Source organism: Streptomyces sp. NPDC003034 (assembly GCF_053591375.1).
Map to the genome: position 1 here is coordinate 46,261 of NZ_JBSFTS010000027.1, position 13,474 is coordinate 59,734.

12 protein-coding genes are annotated in these 13,474 nt (G+C 71.8%); 3 read left to right on the plus strand and 9 right to left on the minus strand.

The window, feature by feature from the left end; genetic code table 11:
• The first annotated feature begins 255 nt into the window (after positions 1-255).
• Together ACWDX7_RS23755 and ACWDX7_RS23760 are read left to right on the plus strand one after the other, a co-directional pair.
• Positions 256-1,251, plus strand: coding sequence for an acyl-CoA desaturase (locus ACWDX7_RS23755; protein WP_451493388.1), 996 nt, complete (start codon positions 256-258; stop codon positions 1,249-1,251).
• On the plus strand, positions 1,248-1,922 hold the full coding sequence (locus tag ACWDX7_RS23760) for a TetR family transcriptional regulator (RefSeq protein WP_451493387.1): 675 nt from the start codon (positions 1,248-1,250) through the stop codon (positions 1,920-1,922). The genes ACWDX7_RS23755 and ACWDX7_RS23760 overlap by 4 nt, the downstream gene beginning before the upstream one ends.
• An 87-nt stretch (positions 1,923-2,009) precedes the next feature.
• Here the strand turns inward: ACWDX7_RS23760 and ACWDX7_RS23765 are convergent, their stop codons facing one another.
• Positions 2,010-2,132 (minus strand): hypothetical protein, encoded by a 123-nt coding sequence (locus ACWDX7_RS23765; RefSeq protein ID WP_451490915.1) that lies wholly within the window; start codon positions 2,130-2,132, stop codon positions 2,010-2,012.
• A 2-nt stretch (positions 2,133-2,134) separates the two neighbouring features.
• Positions 2,135-2,992 carry a trans-aconitate 2-methyltransferase gene (locus tag ACWDX7_RS23770; RefSeq protein ID WP_451490916.1) on the minus strand — a complete coding sequence of 286 codons (858 nt, stop codon included), beginning with the start codon at positions 2,990-2,992 and terminating at the stop codon, positions 2,135-2,137.
• A gap of 162 nt (positions 2,993-3,154) precedes the next feature.
• Here ACWDX7_RS23770 and ACWDX7_RS23775 point away from each other — a divergent pair, with 162 nt between their 5' ends.
• Positions 3,155-3,652 carry a MarR family winged helix-turn-helix transcriptional regulator gene (locus ACWDX7_RS23775; protein WP_451490917.1) on the plus strand — a complete coding sequence of 166 codons (498 nt, stop codon included), beginning with the start codon at positions 3,155-3,157 and terminating at the stop codon, positions 3,650-3,652.
• Here ACWDX7_RS23775 and ACWDX7_RS23780 read toward each other — a convergent pair.
• The 7 genes from ACWDX7_RS23780 to ACWDX7_RS23810 form a co-directional block, all read right to left on the minus strand.
• Positions 3,611-4,375 carry a LuxR C-terminal-related transcriptional regulator gene (locus ACWDX7_RS23780; RefSeq protein WP_451490918.1) on the minus strand — a complete coding sequence of 255 codons (765 nt, stop codon included), beginning with the start codon at positions 4,373-4,375 and terminating at the stop codon, positions 3,611-3,613. The two genes, ACWDX7_RS23775 and ACWDX7_RS23780, sit on opposite strands and share 42 nt — an antisense overlap.
• Positions 4,376-4,860: 485 nt before the next feature.
• Complete coding sequence (gene galE, locus ACWDX7_RS23785; RefSeq protein WP_451490919.1) at positions 4,861-5,808, minus strand: UDP-glucose 4-epimerase GalE; 948 nt, start codon at positions 5,806-5,808, stop codon at positions 4,861-4,863.
• A gap of 126 nt (positions 5,809-5,934) precedes the next feature.
• Positions 5,935-6,624: a response regulator transcription factor gene (locus ACWDX7_RS23790; protein WP_451491052.1), complete on the minus strand. Its 690-nt coding sequence runs from the start codon at positions 6,622-6,624 to the stop codon at positions 5,935-5,937.
• Positions 6,625-6,753: 129 nt separating this feature from the next.
• Positions 6,754-8,505 carry an outer membrane protein assembly factor BamB family protein gene (locus ACWDX7_RS23795; protein WP_451490920.1) on the minus strand — a complete coding sequence of 584 codons (1,752 nt, stop codon included), beginning with the start codon at positions 8,503-8,505 and terminating at the stop codon, positions 6,754-6,756.
• Positions 8,506-8,545: 40 nt separating this feature from the next.
• Positions 8,546-10,180, minus strand: a complete 1,635-nt coding sequence (locus ACWDX7_RS23800; RefSeq protein WP_451490921.1) for an outer membrane protein assembly factor BamB family protein — start codon at positions 10,178-10,180, stop codon at positions 8,546-8,548.
• Between the two features lie 378 nt (positions 10,181-10,558).
• Positions 10,559-12,370: an ABC-F family ATP-binding cassette domain-containing protein gene (locus ACWDX7_RS23805; RefSeq protein ID WP_451490922.1), complete on the minus strand. Its 1,812-nt coding sequence runs from the start codon at positions 12,368-12,370 to the stop codon at positions 10,559-10,561.
• A gap of 135 nt (positions 12,371-12,505) precedes the next feature.
• Complete coding sequence (locus tag ACWDX7_RS23810; RefSeq protein WP_451490923.1) at positions 12,506-13,441, minus strand: 4-(cytidine 5'-diphospho)-2-C-methyl-D-erythritol kinase; 936 nt, start codon at positions 13,439-13,441, stop codon at positions 12,506-12,508.
• Positions 13,442-13,474 lie beyond the last annotated feature (33 nt).

The window sequence follows — 13,474 nt, forward strand, 5'->3', positions numbered from 1 at the left end:
TCCGACGAGACCAGGATAGGTGTCCGCGGCCCGTGCCTGGGCAAACGTGTCAGCACGTGGGACCTGCGCGGTGCGCGCGCACCACCCGTCCGGCCCGTGATCCGACCGTATCCCGACTGTGCTCCTCTTGCCGCCGGCTTCACCTTTGCCATACTTACGATGCCGTAGGTTACGGTTCCGTAGGTCCGTGATCAGGCTCCCCCAGCTCCTGCTGGGAGGCTCCCCCTCGCCGACTCCTCACCCTCAGGGGAACCCATGACCTTCAGTCCCGATCTGATGCAGGACGCCTCCCGCGCGCCCTCCGGTACTCCGTCCGAGCCGCCCGAACCGTCCGCGACCCGCGGCGGCGAGAGCAAGAGGTCCATCGAGCAGATCGCCCTTCTGCTCTTCATCACCTTTCCCTTCCTGGCGCTGCTGGCGGCGGTCCCGCTGGCCTGGGGCTGGGGGGTGAGCTGGCTGGACCTGGGCCTGATGGTGTTCATGTACTTCCTGGCCTGCCACGGCATCACCATCGGTTTCCACCGCTACTTCACGCACGGCTCCTTCAAGGCCAAGCGGCCTCTGCGGATCGCCCTGGCCGTCATGGGCTCCATGGCGGTGGAGGGCCCGCTCGTGCGCTGGGTGGCGGACCACCGCAAGCACCACAAGTACTCCGACCACGAAGGCGACCCGCATTCGCCGTGGCGCTTCGGAGAGACCCTGCCCGCCCTGCTGAAGGGCCTGTGGTGGGCGCACATCGGCTGGCTCTTCGACGAGGAGCAGACCGATCAGCAGAAGTACGCCCCGGACCTGATCAAGGACCCGGCGATCCGCCGCATCTCGCGCGACTTCGTCTACTGGACCATCCTGTCGCTGGCGATCCCGCCGCTGGTGGGCGGCCTGGTGACCATGTCCTGGTGGGGCGCGTTCACCGCGTTCTTCTGGGGCTCCCTGGTGCGGGTGGCGCTGCTGCACCACGTGACGTGGTCGATCAACTCGATCTGCCACGCCGTCGGCAAGCGGCCCTTCAAGTCCCGGGACCGCTCGGGCAACGTGTGGTGGCTGGCGGTGCTGTCCTGCGGCGAGTCCTGGCACAACCTGCACCACGCCGATCCGACCTCCGCCCGGCACGGCGTCCTGCGCGGCCAGGTCGACTCCAGCGCGCGCCTGATCCGCTGGTTCGAGCAGCTGGGCTGGGCCACGGACGTGCGCTGGCCCTCGGAGGCCCGCCTCGACGCCCGGCGCAGGGAAAACGAGCCCAACGCGGCATGATGGGGGGCGTGGCGATCGACGGCGGTAATTCCAGCAGCGACAAGCCCAGGCGCAGCCGCCGGGTACGGATGACGGGCGCCGAGCGACGTCAGCAGCTGCTGGACATCGGTCGGACCCTGTTCGCCGAGAAGGGCTTCGAGGGCACGTCGGTGGAGGAGATCGCGGCCAAGGCCGGGGTGTCGAAGCCGGTGGTGTACGAGCACTTCGGCGGCAAGGAAGGCCTGTACGCGGTCGTCGTGGACCGGGAGATGCGCCAGCTGCTGGACGGGGTGACGGGCGCCCTGACGGCCGGGCATCCGCGCGAGCTGCTGGAGCAGGCGGCCTTCGCGCTGCTCGACTACATCGAGTCCTACACGGACGGTTTCCGCATCCTCGTACGGGATTCCCCCGTGGCCCAGTCGACGGGCACCTTCGCCTCGCTGATCAGCGATATCGCCACGCAGGTCGAGGACATCCTGGGCCTGGAGTTCAAGGCCCGCGGCTTCGACCCGAAGCTGGCCCCGCTGTACGCGCAGGCGCTGGTCGGCATGGTGGCGCTGACGGGGCAGTGGTGGCTGGACGTGCGCCGGCCCAAGAAGGCCGAGGTCGCCGCGCACCTGGTGAATCTGGCCTGGCACGGGCTGGACGGGCTGGAGTCCAAGCCGCGCCTGGTGGGCCACCGCAAGAGCTGAGGCACCGTACGCGCGCTCGCGTGCGCGGCCGGAGCGCGACGGCGCCCCGCCACCGGATGCCGGTGGCGGGGCGCCGTCGTGTCCGGATCACATGACGGCCTCCGGGCGGCGCGGTGGCGAGAGCCCGGGCGGCCCGCCGGGCCGGACGCCGGGCAGCCGGACGCCGGGCAGCCGGACGCCGGGGCGGACCCGCTCGACGGCGGCCGGCACGGTCAGGCCTCCTTGCGCGCCACGGCGAAGATCCGGCGGAAGGGGAAGACGGTGCCCCGCGGCCCGGGCGGGTAGACCCCGTGCAGCCGGTCGCGGTATTCGGCGAGGAAGGCGTCGACGGCGTCCTTGTCGTCCCCGAGGGTGGTGAGGACGGGCCGCAAGGCGGTGCCCTTGACCCATTCCAGCACCGGGTCGGGCCCTTGGAGCAGTTGGTGGTAGGTGGTGTCCCACACGTCCGCGGCGCAGCCGAGCTCGGTGAACCGGGCGAGGTATTCGGCGGGTTCGAGCAAATGGATGTAGCGGGCTCCCTGTCCTGCGAGGCGGGAGCGCCAGCGCGGGGTTTCGCAGAGCTCGGCGATCAGGGCGTGGCTGGGGGCGTTGAAATTACCGGGAATCTGGAAGGCAAAGGTGCCGCCGGGGCGCAGGGCGTTGGTCCAGGCGGCGAAGGAGCCCGGGTGGCTGGGCACCCACTGGAGGGCGGCGTTGGAGACGATCAGGTCGTAGGGCTCCTCGGGGAGCCAGCTCGCGATGTCCGCCTGGCGGAATTCGAGGCTGCCGCCGCCGCTGGTGGGTCCGGCGTGGTCCGCGGTGGCGCGGCCGAGCATGTCCGGGGAGAGGTCGAAGCCGGTGATCCGGGCTTCGGGCCAGCGTTCGGCGAGGAGGGCGGTGACGTTGCCGGGGCCGCAGCCGAGGTCGGCGATCCGGGCGGGGCGGGTGGGGAGTTCCGGTATGCGGTTCAGCAGGTCCAGGAAGGGCCGTGTGCGGTGGCCGGCGTGCCGGAGGTACTGCTGGGGGTCCCAGGTGGGTGCGGAGGGTGCGGTGGCCGTGGGGATTCCGGCCTGCGCGGTATCGGAATACATGTTCGAGCCTCCCTACTGGCGGGGCGGGACGGAAGCGGAATCTGTTCCGGCCCCGTCCATGCCCCGGGTGCGCCGCGTTTATATCTCTATTCCAAGATACTTGAGCTCAAGAAACTCGACCTCAAGAGACTTCATGTCGACAGACCCCTTACAATGATCGGCATGGAGGACGAGGTCGACCGACTGGTCGCGGCATGGCGGCGGGAGCGCCCTGACCTCGACGTGGAACCGCTTGAGGTGCTGAGCCGGGTCAGCAGGCTCGCGCGCCACCTCGACCGCGCCCGCAGGCTGGCCTTCTCCGAGCACGGCCTGGAGCCCTGGGAGTTCGACGTCCTCACCTCCCTCCGCCGGGCCGGAGCGCCCTACCAGCTCTCCCCCGGCCAGTTGCTGACCCAGACCCTCGTCACCTCCGGCACCATGACCAACCGCATCGACCGGCTGGCCAAGAAGGGCCTCGTGGAGCGGCTGCCGGACCCGAGCGACCGGCGCGGGGTCCTGGTGCGGCTGACCCCCGAGGGCCGCGACCGCGCCGACGAGGCCCTGGCCGGACTGCTGGCCCAGGAGCGGGCGATCCTGGCCCAGCTCTCCCGCAACCAGCGCGGCGATCTCGCCGCGCTGCTACGCCAGTTGACCGCTCCGTTCGACAACATCCCCGGCTAGTTCCGCCGGCCGTACGCCGGCCCGGCGCGCCAGCGCCACCGCCGCCAGCGTGGAGTGCACACCGAGCTTGCCCAGCACGTTCTGCATGTGCGTACGGACGGTGTGCGGGGACAGGAACAGCCTCGCCGCCACGTCCTTGCGGCCCAGTCCCGCCACCATGCAGCACAGCACCTCGTGTTCGCGCGGGGTGAGCGACTCGACCAGCCTCTCGCTGTCCGTACGGTGCTTGCGCGCCGCGGTGAGCTCCCGCAGCACCCCGGTGAGCAGTGCGGGCGGCAGGTGCGTCTCCTCGCGCAGGACACCGCGGATGACGGCCAGCAGCCGCGAGAGCGAGCAGTCCTTCGCCACCCACCCCGAGGCTCCCGCCTGGAGCGCGAGGGCGGCCCGGCAGGGGTCGTCGCGCGCGGCGAGGACCACCGTACGGACCCCGGGGTGCGACACCCGCACCCCGGCGGCCAGCGCGATGCCGTCCCCGCCGGGCGGTGGGCCGGCCCCCGGCTCCCGCTGGACGGGCACGGTCCCGGCGACGGCCCCGAGATCGGCGTCGACGAGCAGGACGTCGAAGCGGCGGCCCTCGGCCGCCCCGCGTTCGAGGCAGCGCAGCGCGGCGGGGCCGCTGCCGGCCGCGGACACGTCCACGTCCGGCTCGGCCGCCAGCGCGGCCGCGAGAGATTCGGCGAAGATGCGGTGATCGTCGACCACGAGAACCCGGATACGAACCACAAAACCCCCAAGGGTCGGGGAACGGACGGCTGCGGGTACGGCGCCCGGACCGGGTGATCCACAGCTGCCGCGGCCGCCGCCGCGACATCTCTGCACTACCCCGGACCGGACGTCGTACCCGACCTGTCTCGACCCCTGAATCAACACCGGCCCCCACCGGTGTCACGCATCAGCGTAGGCCCGCATGGCCGTCACGTTGGCCGAATAGCAGAAGTTTTCGCAGCGATTTACCAGGGGAGCCGTCCTTAACGGCCTTTGTGGTGGCTTGAATTCGACTGACCCGAAGGTCCGGATGGCGGTGTACCGCCCGGCCTGTGCCCCGGGCAGTTGCACGCGGTCCCTTTCACCCGGCGTGTGCACGCCGGGCGCCCGCGCACAGCGCCCGGTCACGGCGCCCGGCGTTCACGCACACGCCCCCCGCACCGGGACGGTGCGGGGGGCGGGGAGAAAGCGGTGGGGCGGGAGAGCCGGCCGCGCCGGAGGGTTCAGGCGGTGCGCCCGCGCGCGAAGTCCCACGCGTCCGTGATGATCCCGGTGAGGTCCGAGCGGCCCGGCGTCCAGCCGAGGCGCTCGTGGGCCCTGCGCGCCGAGGCGACCAGCACCGCCGGATCGCCGGCCCGGCGCGGGGCGACGACCTCGGGGATCTCCCGGCCGGTGACCTTGCGGACCGTCTCGATGACCTCGCGGACCGAGAAGCCGCTGCCGTTGCCCAGGTTGCAGATCAGGTGCTCTCCGGGCGCGGCCACCCGCAGCGCGGCCAGATGTGCCTGCGCCAGGTCGGCGACGTGGATGTAGTCGCGTACGCAGGTTCCGTCCGGCGTCGGGTAGTCCTCGCCGAAGACCGAGATGGACTCCCGCTCGCCGAGGGCGACCTGGAGGACGAGCGGGATCAGGTGCGACTCGGGGTCGTGCCGTTCCCCGAAGCGGCCGTAAGCGCCCGCCACGTTGAAGTAGCGCAGCGAGACCGCGGCCAGGCCGTGCGCCGCGCACATCCCGGTGATCATGTGGTCCACGGCCAGCTTCGAGGCGCCGTAGGGGTTGGTCGGCGCGGTCACCGAGTCCTCGGTCAGCAGCGCTTCGGTGGGCTCGCCGTAGGTGGCGGCGGTGGAGGAGAACACCAGGGTGCGCACGTCCGCCTCGCGCATCGCGCCCAGCAGGGCCAGGGTCCCGCCGACGTTGTTCTCCCAGTACTTGGCCGGGTTCGCGACGGACTCGCCGACCTGGGAGGAGGCCGCGAAGTGCAGCACCCCGTCGAAGGAGGGGTCCAGATACCGGGCGGCGTCCTGGATCCGGCCCTCGATGAAGGCGGCGCCCGCCGGCACGCCCTCGCGGAAGCCCGTGCTGAGGTCGTCGAGGACGGTGACCTCGTGCCCGGCCTCCAGGAGGTGCGCGGCGACCACCCCGCCGACGTATCCGGCGCCACCGGTGACCATGTACTTACGAATCGGCGTTCTACTCACTCGCCTACTGCCTCTCGCGGGGAACCGCACGCGGGATGCCTCCACATGCTGCCCACTGGCATACCCGATCGCGGGCCCGCGGGGAAATCCGGGCCGGATTCAGCCCCCGGCGGCGGGCGCGGGCCTCGGCGCCGCGCGGTCCAGCAGGCCGGTGCGGGCGGCGAGCGCGGCCGCCTCCAGCCGGGAGCCGACGCCCAGCTTCATCAGGACCCGCTGCACATGCGTACGGGCGGTGCTGGGCGCGATGGCCATGCCCGCGGCGATGAGCCGGGTGTCCTCACCCTCGGCGACCCGGACCAGCACCTCCACCTCGCGCGGGGTGAGCAGGCGCAGCAGCCGGGTGCCTTCGTCGTCGGGCTGGACCGCGGGGTTGAGCAGCTCGGCGAAGGCCCCCTGCAACAGTTGCGGGGAGATGGCCACTTCGCCGGCCCGTGCCTTGGCCAGGGCCCGCTCGACGCCTTCGACGCGCTCGTCCTGGCGTACGTACCCCGAGGCACCGGCGGCGAAGGCGGCGGCGATCCCGCGCGGGCTGGGCACCGGGCCGAGGACGACGACGGCGATCTGCGGACGCTCCCGCTTGATCCGGGCCACGGGTTCGAAGACGCCGGGCTCGGCGGGGGCCGAGGTGCCCAGCAGGCAGACCTCGGGGGCGCGGCTGATGACGAGTTCGGCGGCGCCCGCGGCCGGGGCGGCCGCGGCCAGCACCCGGTGACCGCGCAGTTTGAGGGCCGAGGCGAGCGCCTCGGCCAGCAGCCGGTGCTCGTCGACCACGACGACCCGTACGCCCATGAAGGCACCCACCCCCGTTCCTTCTGACCCGGCAAGCTACACGCTTGTTCGACGGTGCGCGGCGGATACCGCGCAGAAGCCCCCGGAAGGAAGGACCTTCCGGGGGCTTGTGACGGGCGTGGTGCGGGCTCAGCTCGCGGTGAACGAGACGAAGAGGTACTCCGCCTCGCTCGACGCCGAGTAGGGCTTGCGGGCGTAGACGCGGGAGATGAACAGCTTGCCGTCGTGGTAGCGGTATTCGGCTCCGGTGGGCGAGACGGCCGTCTCCAGGCGCTGGCTGGCCTTGTCCCCCGGATTCTCCATGAGGAGGGTCTCCTTCATGGTGGCGCCGTCGATGCTGACGATCTGACCGCCCTTGTCGTACGGGGGCATCTTGTAGGCGATGACGTTCGACCCGTCCATGCGCAGCGGGAAGATCGTGTACCGCTCACCCGCGGGGGCGCTCTCGTTGGTCTGCTTGCCGGTCTCCAGGTCGAAGGAGAGCAGCTCGTTGGTGCGCGCGCCGCTGGGGTCCTTGCCCTGGTGCTCGTAGGAGGGCAGGTAGACCTTGCCGTTGCCGACCACCATGTTGTCGCACTTCTCGACCTCGGTGGCGGGGCACTTGGGGTTGAAGTTGCCCGAGGAGAGCGGGATGCGCGACTTGAGCTGGCCGGCGTCGTCGATGACGAACAGGTCGCTGACGCCGGTGGCGTTCTTCGCGGTGTTGCCGACGTTGGCCGAGACGACGAGCGGCTTGGTGGAGATGATGGCGGCCCACTCGATGCCCGGCGAGAGCTTGTACGAGCCCTTGGGCGCGCCGGTGGCCGGGTCGAGGGACTGCGCGTACAGGGTGTAGTTGGGGCTGCGGCCGCACCTGCGGATGACGGCGAGGGCCTCGCCGCCGGCGTAGCCGAGGTCGTAGCAGCCTTCACCGTCGACCTTGGGCTGCCACAGGGACTTGCCGTCGGCCAGGTTCCAGGCGGCGCCGCCGGAGAGGCCGCCCGCGGCGACGGTCTGGCCGCTGAGGGTGACCTCGGAGAAGGTCACGTTCTTGTCGCCGCCGGTGGCGGACTTGGCGGCGGCGGACCACAGGAGCTTGCCGGCCTCCAGGTCGATGACGCCGACGTGGGTGCAGGGCTGGTACTTCTTCTCCGGGCTCGGCAGGGCCTCCTGGAAGAGGATCGCCGTCTTCTTCTCGCTGACGTGCTGGGTGGCGCCGCAGATCTGGGCGGGGAGGGGGATCTCCCACTTCTTGCCGCCGTCGGTGAGGTTGTAGCCGACGACCTTGGCCACGTCGGACTTCACGTAGGTGGAGTCGGTGATCCAGGAGCCCTCGACGGTCACCTGCTCCTCGGGCTGCGGCAGGGGTACGTTGACCAGCGGCTTCGACTTGGTCTTGACCGGCACCTTCTCGGAGCCGCCCCCGCCGGGCTTGGGCTTGTCACCGTCCGGGCTGGTGCTCTGGCCGCCGTCGGCGGTGTTCTGCGTACCGCCGCCGCTGTCGCCCGAGACGTACCAAAAGCCGCCGCCGATGATGAGGACGATGGCCAGGAGGGCCGCGCCGACGATCATCAGCTGGTTGCGCTTGTCGTTGCTGCCGCCGCCCGCGGCCCCGGGGCCCTGGGGCGCGTACATGGGCGTGGTGGGCGGGCCGAACGGCGGCGGGGTGGCGGCCTGCTGCGGGTAGCCGTAACCGCCCGGGGGCTGCTGCGGCGCCGGGGGTACGGAGGGCGGCTGCGGCGGCTGCGCGGGCGGCGGGGGCGCGCCGAAACCACCCGAGGGCTGCTGGCCCGGGGGCGGCGGGGGCGCGCCGAAGCCGCCGGAGGGCTGCTGCCCCGGGGGCGGCGGCGGGGCTCCGAAGCCGCCGGAGGGCGGCTGGCTGGGGGGCGGCGGGGTACTCATCGGTTGCTGTGCCTCTCGGTGGGCGGCTCGGTGGACTCGTTCACTTGCCGAAGACCATCAGGAGCTTCTCGTCCTTGCCCCGGGCGAGCAGGCGGGAAGCGGAGATGAAGAACCGGCCGTCCACGTAGTCGGCCTTCGGGGAGTGGAAGGAGCTCTCGACCGGAGCGGCGGGGCCCGACGGATGCCGCAGGACCGCGGTCGGAGTGCCTCCGGCGGCCGGGATGGTGAGGATCTCGCCGCCCTTGTCGTACTCCGCCTCGCGGTAGGCGATCAGCTGGCCGTTCGCGGCCTTGAGCGGGGTGAGGGTGCGCTTGTCCCCGGCCGGGGTGCGCCACTTGACCTTGCCGGTCGACAGGTCGAAGGCGACGATCTCGTTGCCGCTGCCCGCCCCCGGGGAGGTGGGCAGGTAGAGGAGGCCGGCGTCGACGACGGCGTCGGCGCAGCCCTGGATGGCGCGGCTGCCCAGACCGCAGCCGCTCGCGAAGCTGCCTTCGCCGGAGACGGTGGTGCGCAGCTTCCCGTCGGGTCCCAGGACCACGATGGAGCGCTCCTTCTTCGACTGGTCTCCGATGTCGAGGACGATCGGGTCCACCGAGTAGACCTGGGTGACCTTCCAGCCCTTGGGGAGCGGGTAGGACCAGGTCTTCTTGCCGGTGACCGGGTCGGCGTCCTGGATCTCCTGGGTGGAGTCGCCGTCGTGGCACGTAGCGAGCGCGATCATCTTGCCCTGGCCGGCGAGGTACGAGGAGGGCTTGCAGCCCTCCGGAACGGCGCCGGTGAAGAGCTTGTCGCCGGTGCTGACCTTGAAGGCGCTGCTGGAGATGAAGCGGTTGATGGCGACGGTGTCCCCGGTGAGGGAGGGGTTGGCCTCGCTCATGAGGTCGAACGCCCCCTCCTTGGGGATCTCCTTCGTCCAGCCCTCCTTGCCCGCCTTGAGGTCGATCATCTTCATCTGGTTGCAGGTGGCGTTCTCCGCCTCACCCTCCTTGAAGGTGATCACGGTCTTGCCGTCCGCGGTGGTCTGGTCGGTCACCCCGCAGATCTCGGCAGGGAAGTCGATCTTCCACTTCTCCTTGCCGTCGGTCACCGCGTAGCCGATGACGGACTTCCAGACCGTCTTGACGACCGTGTCGCCGATCACCCACTGGCCCTTGGCCTCGACACCGGCGCCCGGACCGTCGATCTTGCTGGTCTTGAGCCAGAGGACCTTGTCCTCGCCCTGCTTGCGGCCGGAGTTGAGGTCGGCTTCCTCGCCGCCGTCGCCGCTGCCGTCGCCCGCGTCGACCGAAGGGGAGCCGGAGGGCTGCTTGTCGTCGGCGGGCGTGGAGCCCTGCGCGACGGGCTGCTTCGGGTCCTCGTCGCCGCCCCGGAAGAAACCTGCGTACGCGACGGTGCCGAGGACGAGGACGGCGGCGACCGAAGCCGCGATCACCACGGTCAGCTTCTTCTTCGGGTTCGCGCCGGGGCCGGCCGGCGGCATCCCGGGCGGGCCGGGAGGCGGCGGCGGATAGCCGTAACCGGGCTGCTGCGCGGGCTGCTGACCGTACGGGGCCTGCTGGGCGTACGGGTTCGCGCCCTGCGGCGGGTAACCGTAACCGGGTTGCGGCGGGCCGGGCAGGTGACCGTAACCGGATGGTGTCGGCGGCTGGTTCGGCGGCTGGGGCGGCTCGGTCATCAGCGACACTTTCGGCTTCGGCGGGCGTGGAGGATGACCTTTCTATCACTGCCGGCCGACAAGCACCGGGCCGGTCCGCCCCCTGTACCCAGAGGAGGACCGGCCCGTGACGCCGCCGTTATCCGGCCAGTTGGCCCGCGGGGCCGCCAGTTCCCGGAGGTGTTCGCCGGATCCGCGTCCCGCGACGCCGCGAAGCGGCGGGGGGCACTCCCCTAGGCCCTGTCCGGGCGATCTCCGCGGGCCCGCGCTGCCTGGCACGGCACCTCCCTGCGTTGTCGGAGCGCGCGAGTACGGCCGAGTACGAGCTGCGCCCCTCCGCCTTGCGATGCACCGCACCGGACAACGCGACCTGATCCACGAAGACCGCCCGGACAGAACCTAGGCGTCCTCGGCCAGCTCCAGCCAGCGCATTTCCAAGTCGTCCCGGTCCGTGAGCAGTTCCCGCAGCTCGGCGTCGAGCTTGGCCACCTTGTCGTAGTTGGTGGAGTTCGCGGCGATCTGCGCGTGCAGGTTGGTCTCGCGGTCGGAGAGCTTGTTCAGCTGCCGCTCGATCTTCTGGAGCTCCTTCTTCGCGGCCCGGTCGTCCTTGGACGAGGCGGCTCCGGGCGCGCCCTTCACGGCGGCGGCCGGAGCGGCGGCCGGGACGGCCGCATCGATCATCCGCTGGCGGCGCTCCAGGTACTCGTCCAGGCCGCGCGGCAGCATCCGCAGGCTCGCGTCGCCGAGCAGCGCCATCACGGTGTCGGTGGTGCGCTCGATGAAGAACCGGTCGTGCGAGATCACGATCATCGAGCCGGGCCAGCCGTCGAGGAGGTCCTCCAGCTGCGTCAGGGTCTCGATGTCGAGGTCGTTGGTGGGCTCGTCGAGGAAGAGGACGTTGGGCTCGTCCATCAGCAGCCGCAGGATCTGCAGCCGGCGCCGCTCGCCACCGGAGAGGTCGCCCACCGGCGTCCACTGCTTCTCCTTGGTGAAGCCGAACTGCTCGCACAGCTGACCCGCCGTCATCTCACGGCCGCCGCCCAGGTCGACGCGGTCGCGGACCCGCTGGACGGCCTCCAGGACCCGCAGGGAGGGATCGAGTTCGCCGACCTCCTGGGACAGGTAGGCGAGCTTGACGGTCCGGCCTACGGTGATCTTGCCGGCCGCGGGCTGGGTCTCGCCCTGGGTGCGGGCCGCCGTGGCGAGGGCGCGCAGCAGGGAGGTCTTGCCGGCGCCGTTGACGCCGACGAGGCCGATCCGGTCGCCGGGGCCCAGGTGCCAGGTGAGGTGCTGCAGGAGCGTCTTGGCTCCGGCCTGGACGGTGACGTCCTCCAGCTCGAAGACGGTCTTGCCGAGGCGCGCGTTGGCGAAGCGCATCAGCTCCGAGCGGTCGCGCGGCGGCGGCACGTCGGCGATCAGCTCGTTGGCGGCCTCGATGCGGTAGCGCGGCTTGGAGGTCCGGGCGGGGGCGCCGCGGCGCAGCCAGGCCAGCTCCTTGCGCATGAGGTTCTGCCGCTTGGACTCCTCGGTGGCCGCGATCCGCTCGCGCTCGGCGCGGGCGAAGACGTAGTCGCTGTAGCCGCCCTCGTACTCATGGACGTCACCGCGCTGCACGTCCCACATACGGGTGCACACCTGGTCGAGGAACCATCGGTCGTGGGTGACGCAGACGAGCGCGGAGCGCCGTTCCTGGAGGTGCTTGGCCAGCCAGGCGATGCCCTCGACGTCGAGGTGGTTGGTGGGCTCGTCGAGGATCAGGAGGTCCTGGTCGGCGATGAGCAGCTTGGCGAGCGCGATCCGGCGGCGCTCGCCACCGGAGAGCGGGCCGATGACGGTGTCGAGGCCCTGCGCGAAGCCGGGGAGGTCCAGGCCGCCGAAGAGCCCGGTCAGCACGTCGCGGATCTTGGCGTTGCCGGCCCACTCGTGGTCGGCCATGTCGCGGATGATCTCGTGGCGGACGGTGGCCCCGGGGTCGAGGGAGTCATGCTGCGTGAGGACGCCCATGCGCAGGCCGCCGGACTGGGTGACCCGGCCCGTGTCGGGCTCCTCCAGCTTGGCCAGCATCCGGATGAGGGTGGTCTTTCCGTCGCCGTTGCGGCCGACGACGCCGATCCGGTCCCCCTCGGACACGCCGAGGGAGATGCCGTCGAGCAGGGTACGTGTGCCGTACACCTTGCTGACTGCCTCGACATTGACCAGATTGACGGCCATCAGACGCGCTCCAGGGAAGGGGTGGGACCAGCCCCTCAGCCTAACCCTCCGGGCAGGGCCCAATCGTTCCGCCGGGAACCACCCGCCCGGCCGTGGCCGGGACAGCGGCAGGTACGGGGTCCGGCGGCGCGGGGTTCAGGACGGCAGGACCGTGGCTCCGGGGGCCGGGGACGATGCCACGCGGGTGGCCCGGCAGGTGCCCGAGGCGTCGAGCGCGGCAGCGACCTCGGCGGCGGAGCGGGGGTCGCGGACCAGGAAGGCCGTCGTGGGCCCGGAGCCGGAGACCAGCGCGGCCAGGGCGCCGGCGGCGGTGCCCGCCGCGAGGGTGTCCGCCAGTCGCGGCCGCAGCGACAGCGCGGCCGGCTGGAGGTCGTTGGCCAGGGTGGCGGCCAGCGCCTCCGGGTCGCCGGAGGCGAGGGCCGCGAGGAGCGCCGGGGAGGCCTCGGGCTCCGGGATCCCCGTACCGGCCGTGAGGCGGTCGAACTCGCGGAACACCGCCGGGGTGGACAGGCCGCCGTCGGCGACCGCGAACACCCAGTGGAAGGCGCCGGCCTCCACCGGGGTCAGCAGCTCACCGCGCCCCGTGCCGAGGGCCGCCCCGCCGACGAGGCTGAACGGGACGTCGCTGCCGAGCACGGCGCACATGTCGAGCAGTTCCGTGTGCGGGGTGTTCAGCCCCCACAGGGCGTCGCAGGCCAGCAGGGCCGCCGCGCCGTCCGCGCTGCCGCCCGCCATGCCGCCCGCGACCGGGATGTTCTTCGCGATGTGGAGGTGGACGGCCGGCTCGATGCCGGCCCGCGCCGCGAGGATCTCGGCGGCGCGGGCCGCGAGGTTGGTGCGGTCCAGCGGGACGTGCTCCGCGTCCGGGCCGGAGCAGGTCACGGTCAGGCCGTCGGCCGGGGTGACGGTCACCTCGTCGAAGAGGGACACGGCCAGGAAGACGTTGGCCAGGTCGTGGAAGCCGTCGGGCCGGGCCGCGCCCACCGCGAGCCGGACGTTGACCTTCGCGGGGACCCGTACGGTCACACCGGTCCTGCGGGTCACATCCGTCCTGCGCGTCACACTGCTCACGCTCGCCTCACTCGCTCCACTCACCGCAGGGGG